Source organism: Paenibacillus lupini (assembly GCF_011761355.1).
In the GTDB taxonomy this organism is placed as follows: Bacteria; Bacillota; Bacilli; order Paenibacillales; family Paenibacillaceae; genus Pristimantibacillus; species Pristimantibacillus lupini.
Window position 1 is genome coordinate 258,075 of sequence record NZ_JAASRW010000007.1, and the last position, 25,301, is coordinate 283,375.

Annotated in this window: 22 protein-coding genes and 2 pseudogenes; 5 read left to right on the forward strand and 19 right to left on the reverse strand. The window is 45.7% G+C overall.

Annotated elements, in window-relative coordinates:
- Window positions 1–196: 196 nt before the first annotated feature.
- Genes kduI through kduD form a run of 3 tightly spaced genes read left to right on the forward strand, consistent with a single transcriptional unit; the run spans window position 197 to window position 2,552 of the window.
- Window positions 197–1,030 carry a 5-dehydro-4-deoxy-D-glucuronate isomerase gene (kduI, locus tag FHS17_RS23100; protein ID WP_167280822.1) on the forward strand — a complete coding sequence of 278 codons (834 nt, stop codon included), beginning with the start codon at window positions 197–199 and terminating at the stop codon, window positions 1,028–1,030.
- Between the two features lie 4 nt (window positions 1,031–1,034).
- Window positions 1,035–1,799, forward strand: a complete 765-nt coding sequence (locus tag FHS17_RS23105; RefSeq protein WP_167280823.1) for a DeoR/GlpR family DNA-binding transcription regulator — start codon at window positions 1,035–1,037, stop codon at window positions 1,797–1,799.
- A gap of 3 nt (window positions 1,800–1,802) precedes the next feature.
- On the forward strand, window positions 1,803–2,552 hold the full coding sequence (kduD, locus tag FHS17_RS23110; protein WP_167280824.1) for a 2-dehydro-3-deoxy-D-gluconate 5-dehydrogenase KduD: 750 nt from the start codon (window positions 1,803–1,805) through the stop codon (window positions 2,550–2,552).
- A gap of 192 nt (window positions 2,553–2,744) precedes the next feature.
- On the opposite strand, the gene FHS17_RS23115 is transcribed toward kduD, so the two are convergent.
- Window positions 2,745–3,764: a YheC/YheD family endospore coat-associated protein gene (locus FHS17_RS23115; RefSeq protein ID WP_167280825.1), complete on the reverse strand. Its 1,020-nt coding sequence runs from the start codon at window positions 3,762–3,764 to the stop codon at window positions 2,745–2,747.
- 243 nt (window positions 3,765–4,007) lie between these two features.
- Here FHS17_RS23115 and FHS17_RS23120 point away from each other — a divergent pair, with 243 nt between their 5' ends.
- Window positions 4,008–4,592: a hypothetical protein gene (locus FHS17_RS23120; protein WP_167280826.1), complete on the forward strand. Its 585-nt coding sequence runs from the start codon at window positions 4,008–4,010 to the stop codon at window positions 4,590–4,592.
- A 264-nt stretch (window positions 4,593–4,856) separates the two neighbouring features.
- Here the strand turns inward: FHS17_RS23120 and FHS17_RS31275 are convergent.
- The 13 genes and pseudogenes from FHS17_RS31275 to FHS17_RS23180 form a co-directional block, all read right to left on the reverse strand.
- Window positions 4,857–5,260 (reverse strand): annotated as a pseudogene (locus FHS17_RS31275) (IS1182 family transposase); the annotation flags it as partial.
- 113 nt (window positions 5,261–5,373) lie between these two features.
- Window positions 5,374–6,825, reverse strand: a complete 1,452-nt coding sequence (locus FHS17_RS23125) for a M56 family metallopeptidase (protein WP_167280827.1) — start codon at window positions 6,823–6,825, stop codon at window positions 5,374–5,376.
- Complete coding sequence (locus tag FHS17_RS23130) at window positions 6,822–7,181, reverse strand: BlaI/MecI/CopY family transcriptional regulator (protein ID WP_167280828.1); 360 nt, start codon at window positions 7,179–7,181, stop codon at window positions 6,822–6,824. The genes FHS17_RS23125 and FHS17_RS23130 overlap by 4 nt, the downstream gene beginning before the upstream one ends.
- Before the next feature lie 135 nt (window positions 7,182–7,316).
- Window positions 7,317–8,153 (reverse strand): carbohydrate ABC transporter permease, encoded by an 837-nt coding sequence (locus tag FHS17_RS23135; protein WP_167280829.1) that lies wholly within the window; start codon window positions 8,151–8,153, stop codon window positions 7,317–7,319.
- A 4-nt stretch (window positions 8,154–8,157) separates the two neighbouring features.
- On the reverse strand, window positions 8,158–9,051 hold the full coding sequence (locus tag FHS17_RS23140; protein WP_415639836.1) for a carbohydrate ABC transporter permease: 894 nt from the start codon (window positions 9,049–9,051) through the stop codon (window positions 8,158–8,160).
- A 142-nt stretch (window positions 9,052–9,193) separates the two neighbouring features.
- Window positions 9,194–10,531, reverse strand: a complete 1,338-nt coding sequence (locus FHS17_RS23145) for an ABC transporter substrate-binding protein (RefSeq protein ID WP_167280830.1) — start codon at window positions 10,529–10,531, stop codon at window positions 9,194–9,196.
- Between the two features lie 117 nt (window positions 10,532–10,648).
- Window positions 10,649–12,208 (reverse strand): response regulator transcription factor, encoded by a 1,560-nt coding sequence (locus FHS17_RS23150; protein WP_167280831.1) that lies wholly within the window; start codon window positions 12,206–12,208, stop codon window positions 10,649–10,651.
- Window positions 12,205–13,971: a cache domain-containing sensor histidine kinase gene (locus tag FHS17_RS23155; RefSeq protein ID WP_167280832.1), complete on the reverse strand. Its 1,767-nt coding sequence runs from the start codon at window positions 13,969–13,971 to the stop codon at window positions 12,205–12,207. The genes FHS17_RS23150 and FHS17_RS23155 overlap by 4 nt, the downstream gene beginning before the upstream one ends.
- A gap of 111 nt (window positions 13,972–14,082) precedes the next feature.
- Window positions 14,083–15,555 (reverse strand): rhamnulokinase, encoded by a 1,473-nt coding sequence (locus FHS17_RS23160; protein WP_167280833.1) that lies wholly within the window; start codon window positions 15,553–15,555, stop codon window positions 14,083–14,085.
- Between the two features lie 13 nt (window positions 15,556–15,568).
- Window positions 15,569–16,828, reverse strand: coding sequence for an L-rhamnose isomerase (rhaA, locus tag FHS17_RS23165; protein WP_167280834.1), 1,260 nt, complete (start codon window positions 16,826–16,828; stop codon window positions 15,569–15,571).
- Window positions 16,829–16,973: 145 nt separating this feature from the next.
- Entirely contained in the window at window positions 16,974–19,043 is a 2,070-nt protein-coding gene (locus tag FHS17_RS23170) for a bifunctional aldolase/short-chain dehydrogenase (RefSeq protein ID WP_167280835.1), read from the reverse strand.
- Between the two features lie 160 nt (window positions 19,044–19,203).
- Window positions 19,204–20,256, reverse strand: a complete 1,053-nt coding sequence (locus FHS17_RS23175; protein ID WP_167280836.1) for a Gfo/Idh/MocA family protein — start codon at window positions 20,254–20,256, stop codon at window positions 19,204–19,206.
- Between the two features lie 13 nt (window positions 20,257–20,269).
- Window positions 20,270–21,157 carry a sugar phosphate isomerase/epimerase family protein gene (locus FHS17_RS23180; protein WP_167280837.1) on the reverse strand — a complete coding sequence of 296 codons (888 nt, stop codon included), beginning with the start codon at window positions 21,155–21,157 and terminating at the stop codon, window positions 20,270–20,272.
- Window positions 21,158–21,280: 123 nt separating this feature from the next.
- On the opposite strand from FHS17_RS23180, the gene FHS17_RS23185 reads away from it, so the two are divergent.
- Window positions 21,281–22,210 (forward strand): helix-turn-helix domain-containing protein, encoded by a 930-nt coding sequence (locus tag FHS17_RS23185; RefSeq protein ID WP_167280838.1) that lies wholly within the window; start codon window positions 21,281–21,283, stop codon window positions 22,208–22,210.
- Window positions 22,211–22,394: 184 nt separating this feature from the next.
- Here the strand turns inward: FHS17_RS23185 and FHS17_RS23190 are convergent, their stop codons facing one another.
- The 5 genes and pseudogenes from FHS17_RS23190 to FHS17_RS23210 all read right to left on the reverse strand — a co-directional run bounded on the left by FHS17_RS23190 (window position 22,395) and on the right by FHS17_RS23210 (window position 25,264).
- The gene (locus tag FHS17_RS23190; protein WP_341805901.1) at window positions 22,395–22,943 is read right to left on the reverse strand and encodes an IclR family transcriptional regulator; all 549 of its coding nucleotides are present in this window, start codon (window positions 22,941–22,943) and stop codon (window positions 22,395–22,397) included.
- Window positions 22,944–22,945: 2 nt separating this feature from the next.
- Window positions 22,946–23,194: a type 1 glutamine amidotransferase family protein gene (locus FHS17_RS23195; protein ID WP_208420515.1), complete on the reverse strand. Its 249-nt coding sequence runs from the start codon at window positions 23,192–23,194 to the stop codon at window positions 22,946–22,948.
- 184 nt (window positions 23,195–23,378) lie between these two features.
- Window positions 23,379–23,752: pseudogene (locus FHS17_RS23200) on the reverse strand (VOC family protein).
- Window positions 23,753–23,811: 59 nt separating this feature from the next.
- Window positions 23,812–24,462, reverse strand: coding sequence for an SGNH/GDSL hydrolase family protein (locus tag FHS17_RS23205; protein ID WP_167280839.1), 651 nt, complete (start codon window positions 24,460–24,462; stop codon window positions 23,812–23,814).
- Between the two features lie 64 nt (window positions 24,463–24,526).
- A complete protein-coding gene (locus tag FHS17_RS23210) occupies window positions 24,527–25,264 on the reverse strand; it encodes a DUF4184 family protein (protein WP_167280840.1) in 738 nt (245 codons plus the stop codon).
- Between the last annotated feature and the right edge of the window lie 37 nt (window positions 25,265–25,301).

Sequence of the window (25,301 nt, forward strand, 5' to 3'; positions counted from 1 at the left end):
TCTCCTTCATAAAAAGCTTCATTCCCTCCACTATAACAAAGCTCCAGAGACAGCAGCACCACCACAATTCATTAAAAATAAACTTTCCTGCTCTATTTAAGTCTTGCAAATAGGCACTTTCAGATTTAAAATGAACATATACGCACTCAAATAAACTTAATCAAACAAACTAAACGTTCAATGGAGGTTTTTATTCATGGAAATCCGTTACGCATCACATCCTCAAGAGGTTAAAGCATTTGACACTTCCCGTCTTCGTCAAGAGTTTCTGCTCGAGTCGCTCTTCAATCCAGACGTTCTGACCCTTACTTATTCTCACGTTGACCGCTTTATCATTGGCGGCGCTGTACCCGTTAACCAGCCGGTTAAACTGGAAGCTGATACAAAAACAATGGGTGCTGCAACCTTCCTCGAACGCCGTGAGGTTGGCATTATTAACGTAGGTGGCCGCGGTACAATAACTGTTGACGGCACTGCTTACGATATGGAAAACAAAGACTGCCTCTATATTGGGCTTGGCGCAGCTGAAGTCGTATTCACAAGTACTGATTCGGCTAATCCAGCTAAATTCTATTTGAACTCTTCTCCTGCTCATAAAAACTATCCAACCGTTAAAGCATCGATCAGCGAAGCTTCCCCTAACCATCTTGGTGCGCTGACGACAAACAACGAACGTACGATTTTCCGTTACATCCATACAGGCGGTATTCAAAGCTGTCAGCTGGTTATGGGTCTTACTATGCTCAAACCAGGCAGCAACTGGAACACGATGCCTTGTCATACACATAACCGCCGCTCGGAAGTATACCTGTACTTCGATATGCCAGAAGACGGCAATGTCTTCCACTTCATGGGCGAGCCGCAAGAAACACGCCATCTTGTCGTACGCAACGAGCAAGCTATCCTATCCCCTAGCTGGTCAATTCACAGCGGTGTAGGCACTAGCGCATATACATTCATCTGGGGTATGGCTGGCGAGAACCAAATCTTCGAAGATATGGATCCTGTAGCGCCTCAAGATCTGAAATAATCCAATGAACGTTATTCGAAGGCATGAGCTTATTATGGCTCTGCTGGCAAGCCGCGAAGTTACCGTTCAAGAGCTTAGTGAGCGTCTGAACGTGACAGGCAAGACCATTCGCGAGGATCTGGCAAAGCTTGAGGAAAAAGGACTGCTCCTCCGTATTCACGGGGGAGCAGTCCTTGCACAAAGCGATCAACTTGGCATCCTTTCTCAGCAAGAACCGCTAGTGCGGCATGCCCCAGAGAAAACAGAGATTGCTGAGCTGGCGCTTCAATATATCGAACTCGGTGATATTATTGCCTTAGATGGCGGCAGTACAACACTTGAAATCGCGAAGAAGCTTCCTAACCAGTCTCTTACGGTCATTACGAATGATGTGCATATTATTGCTGAGCTTTCCCGGAAGGATGCAATCCAGTTGGTTGTGCCCGGGGGCTACCGTGTTCGTAATATGCTGGCAGGTGCTGAAGCAGAAGCGTATATCCGCAAGCTGAATATCAAGAAAGCTTTCTTGTCTGCGACTGGCGTTCATCCCGAATTTGGTTTTACGATCTATACGGGGGATTTAACAGCGTTCAAACGAGCATTGCTCGAAACGTCTCAATCCTCTTACGTTGTCGTTGATCATCATAAATTTGGGCAAGGTGCATTGTTCACTTTCGCTGACTTTCAAGACATTACGACGATCATAACGGACGCCGGCATTGCCGCTGATACCGCAGAGCAGTATCGGCAAGCTGGTGCTAATCTAGCGATCTATGAAAGGATGAAATAAACGATGTTATTTGATCTTACTGGCAAAACAGCCGTTGTCACCGGCACTTCGGGCGGACTTGGACAAGCGATGGCAATTGGACTCGCAGAAGCAGGCGCATCAATCGTAGCTATTTCTTCTTCTAACAGTAACTCAACTGTTGAAGCTATTCGTGCAATTGGCGGTCAAGCGGAAGAAATTTCTGCTGATCTAAGCAATGCGGATATTCTTGAGGATGTATTTAATGAGGCACGCGGTTTTTTTGGAAAAGTAGATATTCTCGTGAACAATGCGGGAATCATCCGCCGTACTCCTGCCGCTGATCATTCCGCAAAAGATTGGTATGATGTAATTGATCTTAATCTTAACTCGGTCTTCTTCTTATGCCAGTTAGCTGGCCGTCATATGCTGGAACGCGGCAGTGGTAAAATCATCAATGTTGCATCAATGCTTAGCTACCAAGGCGGCATTAATGTACCAGGCTATACAGCAAGTAAACATGCGGTTGCCGGCGTAACGAAGGCTCTTGCTAACGAGTGGGCCGGCCGAGGCGTTAATGTGAACGCTATTGCTCCAGGCTACATGACGACTAACAATACGGCTCCCATCCTGAAGGATGAAGCGCGTACGAACGCCATCACCGAACGCATTCCAGCCGGCCGCTGGGGTACGCCGGATGATCTGAAAGGTCCGGTTGTATTCCTGGCCTCCGCTGCCTCCGACTACTTGAGCGGTCATGTCCTCAACGTAGACGGCGGCTGGATGGGAAGATAATAACAAAAAAGACCTCCTGAATGCGAAACGAGCCTAAGAAGCGATTCTTAGGCTCGTTTTTCTGTAGTTAATTTCTCGTTTATTAAAAGTAGACTTTGCAGTGGTCTCATCTTGGATTCCTTTCGTGTTCCGTCACTTAAAGGCGAGTAACCCTGCCAAGCCCCGCCCCATATATTAAACCAAAGGTCAGGATCAGCGCTTGCACAAATATTTCGCATATTGCATCGGTCGCGTATAGACTGCGCTTTGGTTGCGAATGCCGGCATAAAGCGATTTTTGAGGCTTTCCGTTTAGTTCAATGATCCATGCGTGATCATTGTTGTCCAACGCAAAATCTACGCTGAATTCTCCTAAATGATAGGCGGTGTTTTCGTCCATGATTTCCGCGCTTCTTAAACTGATGTCGTAAATCGAGCGAATAATACGAGCTGCTTTATCGGATGGATACAGACGATCGAGTATTTCTTGAGATATACAGACTTCATCGAAGATGCTTGTATTAAAGCTGTCTTTCGTTGCGATTCGGCTGACAAGATTCGTGACCGACCATAATCCATTTTCGTTTTTTTGTACAAGTGCCCGGATATCGAAAACCCGGTTATCTACTTGTTGTATGGGGATACCTTCTTGCATGATATAGGGGGTGGAACCGAGTATCGATTCTATGCTCTCTTGAAATTGCTGCGTGTCTTGAAAGATGATTTCAGGCGAAAAATAGTGATGTCCCAAGTGGATTTCACCCGTAGCTTGCATTTCTGCTCGAATTACGCCTTTTCCTTGATGGCCATAACAAGGTTTAAAGTATAATTCTTGATGAACCTTTAGCAAATGAACGGCGTTCTCCTTGTCGAAGGGAACGGTTGCCGGCAAATAATCGGAAAGCCATTTGTTTAAATTCGTATAAATCTCTTGTTTATTGAATTGATTAATATGATTGAAGCATTTATTGATGCCGATTACTTTCCCCAAACGTTCGATCAGTAGTTGATCGGTATTATAACAACGGTTGTAGACTACTTTGGGGAATGGAAAATCACCTATCACCCATCTGCCGTTGGATTGATGAAGCCCTATTATACGCTTTCGCTTCCAGTTGATAGAGGACGGAGTAAAACAAAATAATTTCAGATTCATGGTATTGGACTGAAGATATTGCTTAAGAACATTCTTCCGCTGCTTACGGTTTGCAACCAAAATGCCTACGAAACTCATTATTCTCCTCCACAAATCTCATATAGAAAATCATATAAACAATGTATGTGAAGAAGCTGATAATGCATGGACAACAATACAATCGAAGAGAAAAATTTTTTTTGTGTACTTGCAATTAATTTTATCTGCGGGAATATCTTGTTTTGTGGCCGCAATGGAAGGAAGCATTGTGTTAATCTCGTACCATCGGGCTTCATAGTCTTCATGCTCGCCAAATAGTTAATAAGGAGTGTGCATACAAAGATGGGTAGATTACCAGGTCCTCCGGGACCTCCAGGGCCCCAAGGGCCGGCAGGACCACAAGGGCCAGCAGGACCGCAAGGGCCAGCTGGAGCACAAGGGCCGGCTGGAGCACAAGGTGCGGCTGGAGCACAAGGTGCTCAAGGCGCTCAAGGTGCTCAAGGTGCTCAAGGGCCAGCTGGAGTACCAGGGCTATTAACTGGATTTGATTGTGCACAGTATGCCGGCGCACCGCCAATTACTTTGACCCTGGCAGCGCCAACTGCTACAGTTTTAACTGTTGCAGCAACTGTGGCTGCACCTAGTAACACCGTTTGGTTGACCGGCTACGTCACATGGACACCGAATTCTAACAATTTAACTTTAACTGCAGAAATCGTTCGTGATGATGGAGCTGTCATTGCTACTGCAATCGATACTGGATCGATGGCTATGAGTCCGTTTACGCTTGCTCTCACAACCTGTGATGAAGCGCCGTTGACCGGCACTCATACCTATTCTCTGCGAGTTACAGGGAATATGATAGCTGGTGGGCAATCCATCATTATTAACTTTGCTGGCCTTACCGCTGCAGTTTTAACCACTTAAAAAAATCGAGAAGCGATTATTTTCCAGCGGCAGTACTTAATAACTGCCGCCGGAAAAATCATACTAAATTTCGGGAAATGAATACCCAATGCACTTACATATAATGTAATATCAAATTGTTCAATGACGCGAAGCTGAGGGATGATTTCATGGGGAGTAAAATGAATTCAGATTGTGAAAGACAAGGGCTGTTTCAAAAGGGGCTCGCTCGCTGGAGAAACGGCTCGCATCAGTGTAATTTCTATAAAAATAGCAGTGCAAGGGCTATCCCTGCACTGCTATTTTTGTTTTTAGATCTCTTGCTGCTTTCTTCAGCAAATTGTGGGCAAGTGAAAGCCACCCGACCTCTAGGCAGACTTTCGGCAAGCCTCGAAGCAAGAACCGACAGGATCCCGAGCTTGTCGTTTAAGGCGAAGATTTTCCATGCTGACCTTTATTTCACGATCTCCTTGTGCCTTCGTACATCGTTCTTTCAATGATGAAAAGCTACGATAGTGACGAGTTGTGATTTCATATCCACTTTCCGTGGTACTTCTGCTTTCATAACGGAATAGGAGTTTCTGTCCTGCTGCACATGTCCACGTGCCTTCCTGCTCGTCGTACAACCAAATCTCGAATTTGCTAATGTCTTGTTGCCATGCTTTGGTGTTGTCTTTGTGGTAAGTATTGCGATCGGAAGAATATTTAAATTCGCAGTTTGCTTTTTAATTCAAATAAAAGAGGGTGCCCCATCGTAATATTAATGACTTATGGGACACCCTCTTTATTTTGTAACATGTTCTTACGTTTGTGATTTATCTAGATCATTAATTGACATGCTTTCTACACGATCAATTAACTCTCTGACGCTTTGCTCATCTGTGGCAAAATGACGGACATCTTCTCCGAGCAGTTGATCTGCTTCGGCCCGCGACATCTTAACTGACATGGAGCTCCTTGTCGTCCTGTTAATGGTATGGTCTACCTTATAAGTGATAAGATCCACATTATCAACTAGACTGAGCAGCACGATGGAATTCTTATAAAAAATATCAAGGTCCGCAAAAGGTTTTTTTGCTTCATCATCTATTTTATATACAATTGTCACACCGTAAGGCTGCGTTTTGGTCTGAAGCTCCATCCCTTTTCCTACAAGGCCTGCCGGTTTAGGCAATGCGCTGATCAGCCCTCCAACTTTGGAAGCATTGCCTACATACTGCGTTTTGTTATCCATTAACTTACCTAGATCATAGATCAGATCACTATCGTCTCCCGCTGATTGCGAAGGAAACGGCGATTGTTCAAATGGTTTAGGATTAGCTGTAAAACCGGTAATCAAAGCAGCAAATACGAGAACAGATATAGCAACTACTCGGGACGAGGGCTTCCGATAAGCGACGATGTTTTTAATTCTCGCCTTCACATCGCTCTCTCCAAAAGCAAGCGGTCCTGCAACTTTCAGTCTCCCCCGACTAACCGCAAGGGACAGCAAGGTTGTTGCATAGCTTCCTTTAGTTCCCTCCCCCATCGAACGCACAACACGCTCATCACAGGACATTTCCATGTCTTTGTTCATCAATCTATACGACAGCCACATCACCGGATTAAACCAATGAATGATCAGCAGCAGAAACGCAAAAGGCTTGATTAAGTGATCCCGTCGTCTAATATGTGTAAGCTCATGCTCTATAATAAAAGGCAGTTCCTGCTTGCTGATCCCGATGGGGATATAAATTCTCGGCCTTAGAAAACCAAATACAACAGGCGTGGAGATCTGGTCTGTTTCAAAAATCGTACCTTTAACCAGAGTAGCCGTTCGCAGCTTAGCCCAACATTTCATATACATGATAATGCTGTAAAGAAGCAGAACAGCTGCACCTGTTAACCAGATCAAGCATATAACCGCCATGATGACCTGCATGGGATTAACACTTGACCCCGAAGTTGCAGACGGCAAGGCTACCAATCGATTTATGCCGATATCCAAAACAGGATTTTTCAACATCTCAACATCCGAAGGAATGTATTCCATAACGTTTGTACCTGATTTACCCTGAGGCTGTACAAATGCCAATAGGCTAAAACCAGATGTGAAGCTATTAGGGATAACCATTCTTACAGCGACAGCAAGCCAAAGGATATACGAGAATATTTTAGGAGCCCGCTTCAGCAATAATCTCGTCAGCATAACCGCCAATGCCACATAGCTTGCTGTTATACTCATATTAACAATCGTAATGAACAAGCTCGTCATTGCGATGCCTCCTCTATAATCCGCTTCAGCTCCTCAGCCTCCTTCTCAGACAATCTCTTGCCCCCCAGGAAAGCTGTTAGAAACTGCGGCAAAGACCCATCGAATGCTTTCTCAACAACGGTCTCGCTCTCGTATTTCTGAGCATCCGATTTCTTCACAAGAGCAGTGACCATCGCTTCCTCATTCTGAAGAATCCCCCGCTCGCACAGCTTTCTAAGAACGGTATAGGTTGTAGACTTGCTCCAGCCAAGTTTTGTTTTGCTAAGCTTTACAAGCTCTGTTGAATTGATGGGTTCATTGTCCCAAATTAGACTTGCAAATTTATATTCTGCATCAAATAATTTGTAAGATTCCATTCCGTTCGCCCCCTCCGTAAGGTTTAACGCAGTAAACCTCATACGAAGAGTTTATTGGAGTAAACCTCTCTTGTCAAGTGAAGTAAATATATAAAAAAAGCTGCCGAGATTATCTCGACAGCTTAAACTACCCTACTATTTCAAACCACTTGTGCTAATCCCCTCAACAATATGCTTCTGGAAGAAGAAGAAGATTGCAAATACAGGAAGCAAACTTACAATGGACATGGCGAACATAGCGCCCCAGTTCGATAATGTCTCAGCATCAAGATACATCTTAAGTGCCATGGAAACCGTGTACATGGATGGCTTGTTCAGGTAAAGCAATGGACCCATCAGATCCTCCCAACGCCAGTAGAAGGAAAAGATCGCTGCTGTTGCCATTGCAGGAATGATCAGTGGCAGAATAATGCGATAGAACAAACGGAATTTACCGCAGCCATCAATCGTCGCCGCCTCATCAAGCTCACCTGGAATCGTTCGAATAAATTGCACCATCAGGAAGATAAAGAATGGAGCTCCGAAGTATGCCGGAATAACAATCGGTTTAATCGAATTCAGCCAATGAATCTTCGAGAATAAAATGTATTGTGGAACCAGCGTTACGTCATGCGGCAGCATGAGGGTAACCATCATAATCGCGAACCAGAAGGACTTCCCTCTGAAGTTCAGTCGGCCGAAGCCAAAGGCGACAAGTGCCGAAGACAATACCGCCCCGATTGTAGCTAAAACAACAAGTACCAGAGTGTTATAAATATAGGTGCCAAACGTATGTCCACCAATGCCCTGCCAGCCCTCTGAGTAATTCGTCCAAATCCAATGAGCAGGAATTAGCTGGGTGGAAGTAGTAAAGATTGTCTCGCTTTTCTTGAATGAGCTCATCAGAAGCCAAATAACAGGATAGATCATCACGATAGCGCCGCCTGCTGCAACGATATGATAAATCGACCATCTCCATTTTTTTGCTATCATGTGCTTACCCCTCCTTCGACTCGTAGTGAACCCAGTATTTCGACGACAAGAACAAGACGGTTGTCAGAATAGCTACGATAATGAGCATGATCCATGCCATTGCCGACGCGGTTCCCATATCGAAGAACTGGAAGCCTTGACGGAATAAATAAAGCGAATAGAGCAAGGTGCCGTCCAGTGGACCACCTGTTCCCTTGGAAATAATATAAGCCGGAACAAACGTCATGAAAGCTCCGATTGTTTGCATAATCGCATTAAACAATATGATCGGTGTCAGCATTGGCACCGTTATTTTAAAGAATCGGTGTATCCCATTTGCGCCGTCTACACCTGCCGCCTCATATAGGCTGACCGGGATATTCTTAAGTCCGGCTAGGAAAATAAGCATGGATGAGCCAAACTGCCAAGCCGATAACGTAATTAGCATCCATAGCGCTGCAATTGGATCAGCGAACCATCTTACAGCGTCAAGGCCAACAGCTTCTAATAGGCCATTGATAATCCCTTTATCGCCATACAGGTTACGCCACATGATGGAGACAGCCACACTGCCGCCAATAATAGAAGGAAGATAGAACAACGTACGATAAAGACCAACCGCCTTCGAAGCGGTATTCAGAAGCATCGCGACCATAAGCGCGAAAAACAGACGTAGTGGAACTCCGATAAATACATACAGGAATGTTACTTTCAAAGACTGCCAGAATTTCTTGTCATGCGTGAACAAGTCATTATAATTGTCGAAACCAACCCATGATGGTGTGGTGAACAGATCATAATCCGTAAATGATAAATAGAGAGAAGCTAGAATCGGAATAAAGGTAAATACAAGAAAACCAACAACAAATGGACTGATAAAAGCATAACCAGCTAAATCCTTCTTAAAAACCGCTCTCATTCCTACCATCTCCTGCACAAGATTCTCTGCCTCAAGGCTGCGCCGTCCTAGAGTAGGAGCAGCATACGTATCGCGGTGCAATATACGCCTTGTATAAAGGATGGCTGGCCGTTATGGCCAGCCATCTCCTGCCTGTCATTCGTTATTTGTTCTTCGCTAATATCGCGTTGGCTTCCTCACGGAATTGCTTAGCAGCATCCTCAGCCGATATTTGCTGGAAGTCCATTTGTTCGGCAATCGAAGCAAACAAGGTAATAATTTCCGCTGCACCGATTGGATCTGGAGGATCCATTTGGGAGCTGTTCTCTTGTGCCCAAGCAACATAATCAAATACTTGCTGTTGAGCCGGTTCCAACGTACCTTTGATCGCTTCAATTACTTTACTGCTGACAGGTACACCGCGGTCGCCTTTGATCAGCTTGTTCGCTTCAACATCATTTACGAAGAAGTTGATGAAGTCAGCAGCGGATTCTTTATGCTTGGAGTTCTGTGCGACAGAGAAATACATACTAGGTTTGAGATATAGGCCTTTTTCACGATCTGGACCTGGCATATGAGCCATCTCAAGTGGACGATTCGCTACTTGCTGAATGCCTACGAATTGGTTTGTCCATTGGAAAATACCAACTTGCTGACCTTTAACGAGCAAGTCATCTTCCAGACCTTTAATTTGTGCCTTCACATCTGGTGGAGGAGTATCTCCATCCTTCACAAGCTGCGACAGCGGCTTGAAGAAGTCAACGAACAGCTGGTCATCCTCATAGCCAAGTGCCGTGCCTTCTGCATTGTAGAGATGCTGGCCCTTCGTACGCAGGTAGTAACCGAAGAATACTTCCGGACGGAAGCCGTTATCGAAGTACAATCCTGCTTCCTTCGCCTTTGATGCAAGTGCGAAGTAGTCATCCCAAGTCCAGTTGTCATCCGGTTTGTCCACACCAAGCTTCTTCAGAAGCTCTGGATCATACTGGAAGTTAACTGCGTTTACACCAAGGTTAAAGCCGTACAGCTTGTCGCCGACTTTACCGCCGGAGATCGCATTTTCTGAAATATCTGCAACGTTAATCTGGTTGTTTAAGTAAGGTGTAAGATCAGCAAGCTGTCCTTTCGAACCGTATTGCGACAAGTAGGAAATATCCATTTGCACAATATCAGGAAGTTCACTTGCTGCTGCTTGAGGAGCGAGCTTCTTCCAGTAATCATCAAAGTTAGCGTATTCGGCCTCAATCTTAACGTTTGGATGAGCTGCCTCATACATTTTGATTACTTCGAGGGTGTAATCGTGACGAGGCTGGGAGCCCCACCAAGCAATTCGGAGTGTAACATTTTCCCCCGTATCCGTTTTCCCTGCATTCGCTGAAGTGCTTGCATTGGCGTTAGTGTTGGCTGCTTGATTTGTGTTGTTATTGTTGCCTCCACTGCCGCATGCTGTAAGAGTCGTAGCTAAGATGAGTGCAATTGCTGCTGATAGCTTCTTTCCCATGTTTCTAGCGCCCCTTCCTCAAACCATGTAAGTGTTTACATTCCCTATATTACATTCAATTAGGAGAGCCCGGAATCGAATAACCAGTGATTTTTCGTCAAAAAACAGACATCTTGATTACGATGTTTTCTTGAAATCTGACGGTGATTTGCCCGTATATTTCTTGAACACCTGGCTGAAATAGTGAGGATTGTCGCCGAATCCAAGCCGCTCGGCAAGCTCAAACACCTTGACATCATTGCTTTCTTCAATCAATTCCAGGGCCTTATCCATTCGAGTTTTCATGACATAATTCGAGAATTTATCGCCTGTCTCTTTCTTGAAGAGCTTACCTAAATAATCTGCATTCATATATAAAATCTCACTTGCCGCCCATTGCAGAGAGAGCGCGGGATTACCCAAATGCTCCGTAACGATGTTCATCATTTTATGAATAATACTAGAATGCCTGCCGGCTTGTAATTCATAGTTTTCCTGACAAATCCGCTTGGCTGCCTCTTCAACAAAAGCTCTTAGAGCCTGAAGTGTACTTAGCCCCTCAAACCTCGCGAGAAGCTGCAAATATTCATTCATACGTCTTGGCTCAGCTTGCCGGAATAGTGCGACATACAAAGTAATGACATTAGATTTTGCAGTCAGATCATCAAGCCGAAGCTCAGCCAGAATCCGGAACGCTTCATCGAGCTCTCGGCTTGTCTCTTCCCAGTTGCCTGATTTGGCCGCCAGACAAAGCTGTGAATCATCAAACAGGAAGACTTGCTCCTCCTGCTCATTTTGCATCTGAATATCTCGGACTGTAATTAAACTGCCCCCACCTAGATAAAATCGATGGTTCAGACAGCCTAACGTATCCATGTACATTTTCCGTGCATCGGCAAGCTCCCCAGCATCACTAATCGCAATTGTCGTGTCAATCCGGAAGTAACCAAAAAAGGTACGTCTCACTTCAGACAGGATGGTTAACAGCTCTGCCTCAGCATGTTGATCACGAACAAGGATAAGAAGCTGACTGCCGATTGTGGTGCTTAATAGAATAATGGATTTGCCTAAAATATCCTCTGCAATGTTCTTAATCGCAAACAGATGATCGAACTCGTATGGTCCTTCCAATTGGAACAACAGCAATCTAGCCTGCAGGTTCTCTAGCTGAATGCCAAATAGTCTGCCGTATTCGTCCCATTCACGACGTCCATATCGCTTATTCGTCACATATTCCTTCAGAAATTGCTCCTTTGCACTTGGAAGAACCTTCTTCAATTCTTCCTGCATGCGCTGCATAAAGGCATCCGTATGCCGCTCCTCATTCAACTGCTCTACAACTGAGACGAGCGCTTCAGCGATCGTATTCTCATTACATGGCTTCAGCAAATAATGCTTCACCCCGTGCTGCATCGCCTGGCGAGCGTAATCGAAGTCACCAAAGCCGCTCAGCATAATGCAGGCAATGTGTGGATACTTCTCCTTCACTTGCTTAACTAGACTTAGCCCATCCATCCCCGGCATACGAATATCGCTGATAATAATATCCGGTGGCTGTGTTTCTATGAACTGAAGCGCTTCCAGTCCATTACGCGCTGTTCCCGCAAGCTGCGTACCATACTTGTCCCAATCCATCAGTGAAGCAATGCCCTCAAGAATAATCCGTTCATCATCAATTAGCAGCACCTTATACTTCATGCTCTCTCCCCCATTTCAATCGGTAAATACAAGGTTAAGCGTGTGTAAGCTAACGGTACACTTTCTACCCGGATCCCATACGCTTCTCCAAATAACATCTTGATGCGGTCTTCAATGTTGCGAAGCCCTATTCCGGTTCCCCTTGGGGTAATCAAGCCATTCCGCAGTTGTTCAATCACATCAGGTGCCATGCCGGGACCGTTGTCTTCCACCGAAATCGTGATGCCACCTTCACATTCTTCAGCTGTAATCGAGATGATACATGGTTCAATCATCTGCTCTAATGCATGATTGATCGCGTTCTCAACAAGAGGCTGCAGACTAAGCTTAGGCACTTGAAAACCAAGCAGACGGTCTGGAACCCGATTCTCAAATACCAGACGCTCTTCGAACCGGATATGCTGGATAGCCACATAGTGACCCACCAGCCTCATCTCATCTTCCAGTGTGACCATCGGCTGCTTATGGCTGATGGTACTGCGCAGCAAGTAACCAAGCGATTCCACCATGATCGAAATTTGCTTGTGACCGGCGATTTTGGCAGACCAGTTGATCGATTCCAGCGTGTTGTACAGAAAATGCGGGTTGATCTGTGCCTGAAGCGCCTTAAATTCGGTATCCTTGATTGTAAGCTGCTTTACATAATTTTCGTTAATTAACTCGTCAATACGTCCTACCATCATCCTGAAGTTGCGCTGCAATTGGCCAGCCTCATCCTTCGAAAGCATCCGTTCTTCCTGCTCTTCCACAAATTCGAAGTGACCAAGCTGAATACGTTTCATCTTCTGATTCAGCCGTTCAATAGGACCGGTAATAGATCTTGAGAAACCAAGCGCAGCTGTAAGAATAAGAAGAAAGAGCAGAATATAAACGATAATGACAGTGTTCTTTGCTTTCTCTGTTCTGTGGAAAATATCTTCATACGAAATCATGTTCACATACACCCAGTCCAACGTGCTGGATGAGAAATACGTAATGAAATATTTTTTACCGGAGATGGTGACAATCTTGAAGCCTTGCTGGCCCGGCAGCCTTATGGAAGCAAGATTGATTGCATTGGGATGGTCTAACGGATAGACCAGATTACCGCCCTTTTCCATAATCGCGAAATTCGCTTTCTTACTGTCTGTTGAGGTGACTAGATCACTGTAGAGACGATCGATATCGATCCGGACCGCCATGTTGCCAAGATGATCAAGCTCCAGCCCATCCACCCTACGGATTTCCCTGCCTGCTATGAGGGCATTGTCACCATGATCCGGAGATACAAATTTGACGCCGCCAAACGTCTTATTTGATGCATAAATGACTTGATCGGTTCTATCTTTGGATAACGTAATCATTTTGTATCCGTTTCCATATTGCTTCGCAAAAACATCCATCACATGAAAGGAAAGGATATACTTCTCATTACTTGTAAACGTAAGCAGACGTGACCGTAGATTAACCGCCGTCAAATAGTTGCTGTAATCCGAGCCCCCAGCCTTAATTTCACTTAAATATCCCTGGATATAGCTGTCTGTTGCAATCTGGAATGAGATCTTCTCCATATTCCGCAGTTCTTTCTCAATTCCTAGGGAGGCACTATTAAGCGCGCTGGCGGATTGCTTATAAATCTCTTTGTCATAAGCGCGGAAAGCATAATGCATAACGACAAAGGTTGCAACGCCAATAACGGACATCATCAGAGCTAGAAGGACGATAATTTTGTACTTGATCCGCAAATTATAGTAGAACGCCAACATTCCCTGCCTCAAGGTCATCCCCTTCTCTCTTTATAGTAGACATAAAAAACAGCGGTACGACGGGATTATCCCGCAGTACCGCTGCCCGTAAAAACGCTCATTTCATAAGGCATCTTCTGATGGATAATCTCAATGGAGTCCTGTTACATGTAAGAATTGTCCATATCCATCATACCACGCTTCACCTTGCTCAGGGTCATAATTTGTCATTGGGAACGATTCCCGAATAACACGGCGTGCTTCCCATATATCTGAGAACTCTCCTCTTGCGATCCATTGCACAGCCAAATTGCCAATTGCACTGCCTTCTGCCGGTCCTGCCCATACTGGCTTGCCAATAGCGTTCGCGGTCCATTGGCAGAGAAGCGTGTTATGAATACCGCCGCCTACCATATGAAGTCCGTTAAACTGCTGACCGGACAAACGCTCCGTCATCTCAAGCACAAAGCGATACTTGAAGGCGAGGCTTTCGAGAATGCAGCGTACAAGTGAACCAACGTCGTTCGGAATCGGCTGATTCGTCTTCCGGCAATATTCCTTTACTCGAGCGGGCATATCGCCAGGTGCCATAAACATCGGGTCATCGGGTTCGATAAAAGCGGAGAAGGCCGGTGCTTCACCAGCAAGCTTCACCAGCTCAGGGAAGCTATAGTTCTGACCAGCGCGCTCCCATTCTCTCCGACATTCCTGCAATATCCATAGACCCATAATGTTCTTAAGCAGACGATAAGTCCCGCCAAAGCCGCCTTCATTCGTGAAATTCAGCTGCTGCGCTTCTTCAGAAATAATTGGCTCCGAGATTTCAGTACCCAGCAGCGACCATGTGCCACAGCTCAGGTATGCAAAGGAGCGATCGAGTGCCGGAACAGCGACAACGGCAGATGCTGTGTCATGTTCGGCCACTGCATGGACGGCGATTGGGCCAAGCCCCAGCTCCTCTTGCACCGATTGCTGCAGATATCCAGCTGGTGAACCCGGCTGCAAGACTTGACTAAACAAGGATTGCGGCAGACCAAGATGCTGCAGCAAAACCTCATCCCACTCTTGAGTGAACGGGTTAAACAACTGCGTAGTAGTGGCATTTGAGAATTCGTTATACTTCTCACCTGTCAGGAAATAACGCAGCAAATCCGGAATCATCAGGAAATGCTCAGCGATATCCAGCAGCGGTGACTGACTGCTCTTAGCAGCATAAAGTTGGTAGATCGTATTAAACGGAAGAAATTGAATCCCCGTCCGTTTGAAGATCTCGTCTGGCGTCAGCTCATCCTGCAGCTTTTCCATCATCCCTGCGCTCGATTGATCCCGATAATGCAGTGGATTGCCAAGCAGGCTGCCATCTCTGCCAATAAAGCCATAATCGACAGCCCATGAATCAATACCAATACTGACTGGTTCTGCACCACTATGCTTAGCCTTGAGCAAGCCTTGTTTGATCTCATGGTACAGCCGGAGAATATCCCATTGCAGACGATCTCCCGTCTGTACCGGATCATTAGGGAACCGGTGCAGCTCTTCTGTTATGATACGGCCGTCAATCAGCTTGCCGAGAATAGCTCTTCCGCTGCTCGCACCAATGTCAAATGCAAGTATGTTCGACAACTGGTTGTCCCCCTTAACCGCGCTGCAGCAATACGTTTTGTTCGTACTCTTTCACTTCAGCAATCCACTGCTCACGAACAGGTACACCCTTCGAAGCACAATAGTAATCCCAAATCGCGCCAAATGGATACGACTTGAACTCTTCTGTTAACGCAAGACGTGTTGTGTAATCGCCTTCCAGCTCAAATTTCTTAAGTGCATCAACGGGCTCAAGCATCGCACGAAGAAGTGCTTTGATTGTATTGCGTGTTCCAACAACCCACGCTGCTACACGGTTAATGCTTGCATCAAAGAAATCTAGGCCGATATGAGTAATGCCAAGCAAGTCATGACGTACCAATTCTCTGCCGATCTCGAGCAGTTCATCATCCATAATGACAACATGATCACTGTCCCATCTCATTGGACGGCTGACATGAAGAAGAATGCCGCTTGTAAAGAGCGCAATGGAAGACAATTTATTCGAAATAACCTCCGTCGGGTGGAAATGACCCGCATCGAGGCAAATCAATTTATCATTCTGAATCCCATAACCCATATAGAATTCATGCGAACCTACTACATACGCTTCAGAGCCAAGTCCAAACAGCTTGCTCTCAACCGCATCCAGGTTGTACTTCGGATCAAGCGGCTCTGCAAACACTTCATCAAGGGAAGCCTTCAGACGTTTGCGTGGTGTCATCCGGTCAACCGGATTATCCTTGAAGCCGTCAGGTACCCAGACGTTTGTTACGCAGGTTTGGCCAAGCTGCTCGCCAAAGTACGCGCCGATCCGGCGGGAAGCTTTACAGTGATCAATCCAGAATTGACGAATTTCTGCATCCGGATGACTTAGTGTAAATCCATCACTCGATTTCTCATGCGAGAAGCAAGTTGGGTTGAAATCCAATCCCAGACCTTGCTCCTTCGCCCAATCCACCCAACGTTCATAGTGACGTGGCTCCAGCTGATCCAGCTCTACCTTCTCGTCTGTATCGGTATAGATCGCATGAAGATTGACTTTATGTTTACCTGGAATGAGGGCGAAAGCCTTCTCCAGATCAGAGCGGAGCTCCTCCGGATTTCTTGCCGCGCCAGGATATTGACCAGTAACGGAAATACCGCCGGTTAATTCCTGATCAGCGTTCAAGAAGCCTTTCACATCATCGCCTTGCCAGCAGTGCATGGAGATTTTAACTTCCTCCAGCTTTCTCAACACTTCATCTGTATCAATTCCATGCTGAGCATATAAGGCTTTTGCCGCTTCATATGCTTGCTTTACATTAGATTCCATCTATTTGTAAGCCTCCTCAAAAGAATTGTTGCTGCTTTTGGCAGCAATTCTTACTTCGTAAGCATGTACCTTAAAAGAATTGATGCTGCTTTTGGCAGCAATTCTTGCTTCGTAAGAAATTACCTTAAAAGAATTGTTACTTCGATTAACGTGTGAATGCAGCCGGTACACCGCCGTCAATCGTCAACATACAGCCTGTTGTTTTATCTGATTTCGAGGATGCGAAGAAGGCGATACCTTCTGCAATATCTCGTGGGTAAATATTTACGAGCAATGTTGTCCGTTTACGGTAATGCTCTTCCAGTTGATCCGGCTCGATGCCGTAAGCAGCCGCACGTTCATTACGCCATGCACCATTCCAGATCGCGGAGCCTTGCAGAATTGCATCCGGCAAGATCGTATTTACGCGAATACCGAACTCTCCACCCTCTGCAGCAATACAGCGTGCAAGGTGTGCTTCCAGCGCTTTAGCAGAGCTATAAGCTGTAACACTTTTACCTGCGAAGATCGAGTTCTTAGAGCCGATGAATACCATGTTGCCGCCGATGCCTTGTTGCTTCATCAGCTTGAACGCTTCACGAGCTACAAGGAAATAACCAGTGCCAAGCACGTTGATATTCAGGTTCCATTCTTTCAAGGAAGTCTCATCAAATGGACTGGAAGTTGCCAGGCCTGCATTGTTGACGATAATGTCCACGCCGCCATACATGATCGCTACTTCAGCGTAAGCCGCTTGAACAGCCTGCTCATCCGTAACATCCATTTTCACGGCAAATGCACGGTTCTCGCCGAATTTATCATTAATTTCTTGAGCAACCTTTTGCGCACCTTCCAGGTTAAGGTCGGCAAGCACGACATGTGCACCTTCCGATACCAGACGGCGTGCTGTCTCGCTGCCGATGCCGCCTGCACCACCAGTAATAAAGGCTACCTTACGGGAGAACTCAGCTTCAGCAGGAGCAAGCGACAGCTTGTAAAGCTCAAGCGGCCAGTATTCCACGTTGTACGATTCGTTCTCGCTAAGCGATACGAAGTTGCCAAGTGCTGTAGCACCGCGCATAACGGAGATTGCACGATGGTACAAAGCACCACTTACTTGCGACAACGCCCAGCTTTTGCCTGTGTTAATCATACCAAGACCAGGAATCAAGATAACACGCGGAGCGGCTTCGAACATGACGTCGCCTTCGTTTTTATTTTCTTCGAAATAAGCTTTGTATTGTTCTTTGTAGGCAGCTACGCCTTCAATTAATTTCGATTTCAAACCTTCAATATCCTCTACATTAGGTGTCCAGTCGATAAAGAGCGGAACAACCTTCGTGTGTACAAGATGGTCAGGGCATGCCGCGCCTACTTGTGACAATTGCGCAGCATCAACACCGCCAACAAAAGCAAGCACATCGTCTTGATCATCGTAGGAAAGGATCGCTTTCTTCACATCGGATACTGCACCACGAATGGTAGGCATAACTTGCGAAACGATTTGACGGCGAACGTCAGATGGAAGAGCTTCATGTTTCACGCCACCGAACAGCTTAGCTTCATTAACTCGTGCTTCGATGAAAGCTTCTGCTTCATTAATAATCTTGATTGTCTGTGCATAACATTCTTCCGAAGTTTCACCCCAAGTTACAAGGCCGTGTTTCTCCATAAGGACAAGCTCTGCGTTCGGGTTAGCGAGTACGCCTTCTGCAATCATTTTGGAAAGGGTAAAGCCAGGGCGAACATAAGGTACCCATACGAAGCGGTTGCCGAAAATCTCTTCCGCCAGATGACGGCCGTTATCTGCACAGCAAAGGCTGATAATCGCATCCGGATGCGTGTGGTCAACATGCTTGAATGGAAGGAATGCATGCAGCAGTGTTTCAATGGATGCACGTGGATGCTTCGCATCAATCATACAGTTGCCAAGGTAAGCAACCATTTCTTCATCAGACATTTCACCACGCTCGAACAATGGGCGAATGTCTTCCAAACGAAGACCGGTAAAGTTAGAAGCTTTCATCGAGCCAAGATCCGAACCGCTTCCTTTTACATACATCACTTCAATATCACGGCCGCGGAAGTCTTTCACCGTTGTTTTCGTAGACGTATTGCCGCCGAAAATATTGCAGACTTGGCGGTCTGCACCAATCAGGTTAGAACGGTAGACCAGTTGATCCAGACCGTTTGTAAATTCAGATGCTAGGGATGATTGCCATAAGCTTTGTACCATTTTGTTTACCTCCGATTACTTTGTTTTATCTTTATGTCTAGATAATATCATGTTTGTTTTTGTTTGAAAACAAAAATATTTCGGGCATAAACAAATATAATCGGAATTGAAAACAGCAAAAAGGAGCAGGATTACTCCTGCTCCTTCTTTAATCTCTCAACTATTGCCCGATAAAGCCGGCAATATCCACTTTTCGCCCTGTCTTCGCACTCTCTAGCGCCGCATTCACCATTGCCATACTGTATTGATTGTCGCGGCTGTCTGTCTCCGCCCTGCGGTTCTCTTGCAAGGACAGGAACATTTCATCCAAGCAGCCAGTATGTCCGGTTCTTTCCGAGTGGGCATCAATCACTTCTTGGTCCGCCTCAACTCGGATAAAGGATTTAATGAATTTCCCATCCTGTTCCCCTGGTGCTACGACTTCTGCATATGGCGCTTCATGACCATTCCAGATCGCAGTCCCCTTCTCACCGGTAATTCGCCAATCAGACTCCCATGAAGTATGAGCACCCTCTGCACACCACGATCCACGGTAGTTAAACACTGAGCCATCTGACATTTCGAAGATACATATTGCTGCCGCACTTCCCGCATACCACGAACCAGCAGGATTAAATTCATGGCAATAGACCGATACCGGATCTGCTCCCAGAATAAGCCGTGCTTGGTCAAAAGTATGAATCGCCATATCTAGCAGAAGCGGACTCGCCATTGTATCGCGGAAACCGCCGAAATGAGGCCCTATAAAAAAGTCAGCATTTACGAATCCCGGCTTGCCTATCGTACCGGTATCAATGATCTTTCGCAGTGCACGGATACGAGGATCAAATCTGCGGTTTTGCATGACCGCATGAGACTGACCAGTCTCCTCTGTAATTTGAATAAGCGATTTACATTCCTCAGGCGTTTCCGCAAGCGGCTTCTCACCGAAAACATGACAGCCGTTCTTCATTGCTGTACTTGCGATGTTGAAGTGACTCGCCGGAATCGTTACATCAAAGACAAGATTAGCTCCTGTCTGTTCAATCGCTTCCGCAATATCGGTAAAGGTCCGGCAGTTTAGTCCCTTCCTCTCCCTCATGCTCTCGGCAAATTCCTGCTTGATATCGACTAGTGCTACGATCTCCGTATCTGCACGTTCAATTGCATAATCGATCCAAACATTAGACATGCCCCCGCAGCCTGCAACTACAACTTTATAGCTCTCACTCATCTGCATACTCTCCTTATTTCGGATTTGGTACGAATTGTCCGCCGCGGCATTGCTTCAAATAATTTAAGCCATGGACTTGGCCAGTCATCTCAAGTTCATCACGATAAACCGGATCATGCCAGCCTTCAATATCAATCGTTCCTTTATAACCGCCTTGTCTAAGTATCGTAATAATATCCGTCCAATTCGTATCGCCAAAACCAGGTGTCCGGTGCCATACGAATTCTTTTGGTCCATGAATGCCGTATTCCTTCACAATATCCCAAGCGATTGTCGCGTCTTTGCCATGAACATGGAACACCTTATCTATCCATTTGCGAAGCTGTGGAATCGGATCAATCAACGATACCATCTGGTGACATGGCTCCCATTGCAGACCGATATTCTCAGATGGGATCGCATTAAACATCAATTCCCATGCTGTCGGATTATGAGCAATGTTCCAGTCGCCGGATTGCCAGGTGCCTCCCATATCACAGTTCTCGAAAGCGATACGAACCCCTTTATCTGCTGCTCTGCGGCCAAGCTCGCCAAATACTTCTGCGTATCGTGGAATCGAACTATCGATGGACTCTCCGGTTAACCGGCCTGTGAAGCCCGATACGATATCTGTGCCGAACAAATGGGCATGATCGATCAGTCTTTCCCAGCTTGCAAGGGTATCCGCATTATCACCTGTGCCTGTCAGTGGATTGCCAAAGATGCCAACCGTCGATATAATGAAACCGAATTCATCTGAAAGCTCACGAACTCGTTTTGCCGTTTCAACCAAATCTGTAGTACCTGTCGTTTGCCAGAAAGTCAGACTATATGATTCAAAGCCATGTGGCGCAATTTGAGGAATGACACGAACAGCATCTCCTCCGCCTACTAAGGTTCCAATACGAAGCAAATTTTCCATTATGAATACCACTCCTATTTTGGTTGACAAATTTGATTGCACCCTCAGTATAGCGCTTGCAAATGGTTGATTCTCTACCATTCTTGTGCATTACTAGTCCAATATTGTGGAGTTGAGAAAAGCATGAGCTATCCGAAGGAACTTCGTGAGGATACAAGAATAGATGAAAAGACGCATCCTGTGCAGATATTCTCTAACCACGCCCATCAAGTGAAGCCTGGCGACATGATTATGTACCTGCATTGGCATGAGCATTTCGAGATTATCGTTATGCAGCATGGCAGCGGTATCTTCCATATTGATAGTCAACCTTATGAGGCACAACCCGGTGACGTCTTATTTGTCCCAGCAGGAGCACTTCATGTTGGCTACAGCACAAGCGAAGGAGATACTTCCTATCTTGCGATCGTCTTTAACAGCTCCCTATTTCAAAACTGGGTGCATGATGCCCTTCATACTAAATACGTCCTGCCTTATTTGGAAGGGCGTGTACAGCTTCCGGTTAAACCTGCTCTTCTTGATCCAACCTGTGTGGACCATTATCACTTGCTGGAGCAGGCGGCAGCAGAATTTTCAGCCAAGCAGCCCGCTTATCAATTAATGGTAAAATCACAGCTTCACATGCTGTTTACCTTGTTGTCTCGGAAGTTCCTGCCTCAGCAGCTCCCGGAGCAAGCCACAAATCAATATGTACAGAATCGGGAACGGTTCAAGACGTTGATCGAATATATTGAAGTGAATTTTGCAGAAAAACAAACCGTTGCTGATGCGGCAAAGCAAATGAACCTTAACATTCATCATTTCTGCAAAATGTTTAAAAAGCTGACCGGGCGCACTTTTATCGATTATGTGAATGTATGCCGGGTCAATGAAGCAGAGCGCTTACTCCTGGAAGGCGATCTCTCCATTACAGAAATTGCAGGTCAAGTTGGCTGTGATAACTCCAATTATTTCACGAAGATGTACAAGAAATATAAAGGGGTTGCCCCCTCACAGCTAAGGAAGAACAAGCTTCCAACGACAAAAATCCCCTTAAGCGAATCCTTCGCCTAAGGGGATTTCTTTTCTTGCTGCAAGCAGCTACTCACTCGCTTACTCGTTACAAATGCCGATACCCAAGCTCTTGAGAGATCAGATCCGCATATTTTTTCACGTAATAGCTGTATTTCTCTATATTCTCGGCAGTAAAACGCAGGCTTGGTCCCGCACAATTTAGTGAACCAATGACGGTATTCTCTTAGGAGAAGATTGGTGCAGCAATTCCGGTTGTCCCCTCTGTTGCTTCACCAGATGTGATTGCATATCCTCGCTTACGGATTTGCTCCAGATCATTCCCGATATACTCCCTCGTTAATGGTCGCAAAGAGGGAAGAACCTCCCATTCGATCTGATTCAGGATTGACTCCCTTGCGCTTGGCGCCATATAAGCTAAGATAACCCGATTAGATGCGCCAATAACTAGAGGCAGCCTAAGACCGATCGGCTCAGAAATTTTGAGCAGCTGAGGCGAATCGATATTATCGATATAGACACCTTCGGTATTTTCACGGGAAGCTAGATAGACGGTTTCCTTCGTTTGCCGTGATAATTCCTCCATGAACGGACGGGCAATAGAGCGGAAACGCAGGCTGTCCCACATCAAGAAGCCGTATTTCATAATCGATAAACCTAGCTTATACTTTTTTGTTTTGTTATTTTGAGAGACAAACCCATGCTCGGATAACGAAGCCAGGATCCGATGAACACTTTGCACTGGCATATCCAGCTCACGGCTAATTTCCGTCACACTTACTTCCTTCTCAATCCCCTGCGGCACAAGATAATCCAATATATGTATCGCTTTCGAGGAGCTCCAAGACAGATCCCTATCGTTTTGATCCTCTTATTCAAAGCTGCCTTCACAAAACGTTTCTCCTCGATCAGCCAAGGATAAGCTTCTTCTTCATATACACTCATTGGACCACCAAGAATGAGTAGCAGCTCCATCGTATCCAACCATTCTTCTTGTAATCCATCTGCTGGATTAACAATCGTCAACCGATGTCCGCCTAATTCTGCCCACTCGGCAAATGCACGTATATCATCAAAATCGAAATGTCTAAAAGCAAATGTTCATCTCCCGTTTCCTCCAATACCAGCGTCATGTCTCTATGTCAGTATTGTAAAGCAGGAATATAGTAGGCTGCGATGATCACTTCTCACATAGTGGGAAATCGATGAATTATAACCACTCTAGAAATTCGAGACGATTGCCAAACGGATCATTTAAGTAGAAGCGTTTCACACCTTCTTCTGCTCTTGCTTCATATCAATCACCTGGATTTTCTGCTCGAGGAGATAGCTCCGCAGTCCCTCCAAATTCTGTACTTGAAAGGCAGGATGAGCCTTTGTTGCAGGAACAAAATCTTTTTGAACCCCAATATGTACCTGATGTTTTCCGCATTCAAACCATACGCCGCCTCGCTGCCTTAAGTTCTCAGGCTTTGGAATTTCAGGCCAGCCTAGCAGGTGATTGTAGAAGCCGCGAGCTTTCTCCTCACATCCTTCTGGGGCGGCTAATTGAACATGATCAATTCCATCGTATTGGTAAGCCATTAACATCCTCCTCTATAAAAAAAGACTCCTGACCACCTCTGTCAGAAGTCTATTATTTTTCAACCTAATGCTAGACGACTGTTCTGTACGGCCTTCAACCACTCCACTGCCATAAGATGATGGCCTGCAGCTGTTGGATGAACGCCGTCGAATAACCAATAATCAGGAGCAGCTTGTTCCGCAGCTTGATCAAAAGCTTGCTGGAAAGGCACAAATACGGCGTCGAACTCTTCCGCCAGCTGCTTTACAATGGTTCTTTGTGCATCCACTTTACCGCGCCAGCCTTCCCATTCTGCTACCGTAACCCCAGTACGTAGAACAAAAGGTTCGCATAACACAAGCTTCGTACTTGGTAAAACTTCCTTCGTCTCTTCTAACAGAAGACGGTAGGCACGTTCGAACCGATCCGTTACACCGCTAGGAAGCTTGTTCATAATCCGCCACGTATCGTTTACTCCTATAAGAATACTTAAAATATCCGGCTTAAGCGCGATGGCATCTTCATTCCAACGTGCGAACAGATCAGAAACTCTGTCCCCGCTAATTCCCCTATTAATAAATTGATGTCCCGCTTCAGGCAGTTGATAGCTCAGTTCTCCTGCTATTTTATTAACATAGCCTACTCCCAGAGCATGATTCGGATCTGCCCCTTCACGTCCACGCAAGCAATCGGTGATGGAATCACCTTGGAATAAAATGATTTTGCCCATTAAAAATCTTCCTTTCACGCATGAAGGTATGATAACGCTTTCTGTCCCATTTTATAGAAAACGACTACCTCTTGTAAATGATAGATGATACAACTAGTCCAACACACACACCCGATATTGGCGCGACGGCTGCAACACTAATCAATGGATAGCTGCTGACATACAACTTCAGAACGGGCAAAAGAACAGCCCATAAGCCTACAACACTCCAGAACACCCATTTCTGGTGGACGGGGATGACAGGCATGACGGATGATCTCCGCTGGCTTTTATATAAGCAAATCATGATATTAATAAATATGATGAACATACCTAGCAGAGAAAAGCTGTATTGCAGTAGTTTATATACCGGCAAATGGAGAAGGCCAGTCTGGTGGCTCAAGACGTCTAAATGTTGAACAAAATAACCTCTCTCATGCGTAAAAGCGTCAACCAGAATATGCGTATAAAATCCAATCACAACCGAGAGCAAGTAGATGAGCCAAGCCCTGAAGGTTGTCACATCCCATCTGTTTAATAGATTATAAGCTCGTTTATCCAATTGGAATAACGATGGCAGATGCATCGTTAAAGGCTTCTTTACAACATAATGAAATAATAGGCCGAGCAGCACACAAAGCGGAATCACCTGCATAAACAATCCCTGAATCGTATGACCAATCGTCTGATGAGGAGCCAAAAAAATAAAATATTCGATATCCGGCCCCATACTTCCCAGCACCAGGCCCGTCATGCTGAAGACCTTGCGATTAAAATATTTTATTGGAAAAGCGTACAGCGGATGAGCTAACGTATAGGGCATCGGGAAACTCCGTTCTAGGTATAATCAAATTCATCTA

Bases quoted from the DNA above. Each gene is read 5' to 3' on its own strand.
- FHS17_RS23205 (WP_167280839.1), bottom strand. From the start codon at position 24,462: ATGGGCAAAATCATTTTATTCCAAGGTGATTCCATCACCGATTGCTTG.
- rhaA (WP_167280834.1), bottom strand. From the start codon at position 16,828: ATGGAATCTAATGTAAAGCAAGCATATGAAGCGGCAAAAGCCTTATAT.
- FHS17_RS23185 (WP_167280838.1), top strand. From the start codon at position 21,281: ATGAGCTATCCGAAGGAACTTCGTGAGGATACAAGAATAGATGAAAAG.
- FHS17_RS23120 (WP_167280826.1), top strand. From the start codon at position 4,008: ATGGGTAGATTACCAGGTCCTCCGGGACCTCCAGGGCCCCAAGGGCCG.
- kduI (WP_167280822.1), top strand. From the start codon at position 197: ATGGAAATCCGTTACGCATCACATCCTCAAGAGGTTAAAGCATTTGAC.
- FHS17_RS23150 (WP_167280831.1), bottom strand. From the start codon at position 12,208: ATGAAGTATAAGGTGCTGCTAATTGATGATGAACGGATTATTCTTGAG.
- FHS17_RS23105 (WP_167280823.1), top strand. From the start codon at position 1,035: ATGAACGTTATTCGAAGGCATGAGCTTATTATGGCTCTGCTGGCAAGC.
- kduD (WP_167280824.1), top strand. From the start codon at position 1,803: ATGTTATTTGATCTTACTGGCAAAACAGCCGTTGTCACCGGCACTTCG.
- FHS17_RS23145 (WP_167280830.1), bottom strand. From the start codon at position 10,531: ATGGGAAAGAAGCTATCAGCAGCAATTGCACTCATCTTAGCTACGACT.
- FHS17_RS23135 (WP_167280829.1), bottom strand. From the start codon at position 8,153: ATGATAGCAAAAAAATGGAGATGGTCGATTTATCATATCGTTGCAGCA.
- FHS17_RS23210 (WP_167280840.1), bottom strand. From the start codon at position 25,264: ATGCCCTATACGTTAGCTCATCCGCTGTACGCTTTTCCAATAAAATAT.
- FHS17_RS23155 (WP_167280832.1), bottom strand. From the start codon at position 13,971: ATGACCTTGAGGCAGGGAATGTTGGCGTTCTACTATAATTTGCGGATC.
- FHS17_RS23115 (WP_167280825.1), bottom strand. From the start codon at position 3,764: ATGAGTTTCGTAGGCATTTTGGTTGCAAACCGTAAGCAGCGGAAGAAT.
- FHS17_RS23180 (WP_167280837.1), bottom strand. From the start codon at position 21,157: ATGGAAAATTTGCTTCGTATTGGAACCTTAGTAGGCGGAGGAGATGCT.
- FHS17_RS23140 (WP_415639836.1), bottom strand. From the start codon at position 9,051: ATGAGAGCGGTTTTTAAGAAGGATTTAGCTGGTTATGCTTTTATCAGT.
- FHS17_RS23170 (WP_167280835.1), bottom strand. From the start codon at position 19,043: ATGGTACAAAGCTTATGGCAATCATCCCTAGCATCTGAATTTACAAAC.
- FHS17_RS23130 (WP_167280828.1), bottom strand. From the start codon at position 7,181: ATGGAATCTTACAAATTATTTGATGCAGAATATAAATTTGCAAGTCTA.
- FHS17_RS23125 (WP_167280827.1), bottom strand. From the start codon at position 6,825: ATGACGAGCTTGTTCATTACGATTGTTAATATGAGTATAACAGCAAGC.
- FHS17_RS23175 (WP_167280836.1), bottom strand. From the start codon at position 20,256: ATGAGTGAGAGCTATAAAGTTGTAGTTGCAGGCTGCGGGGGCATGTCT.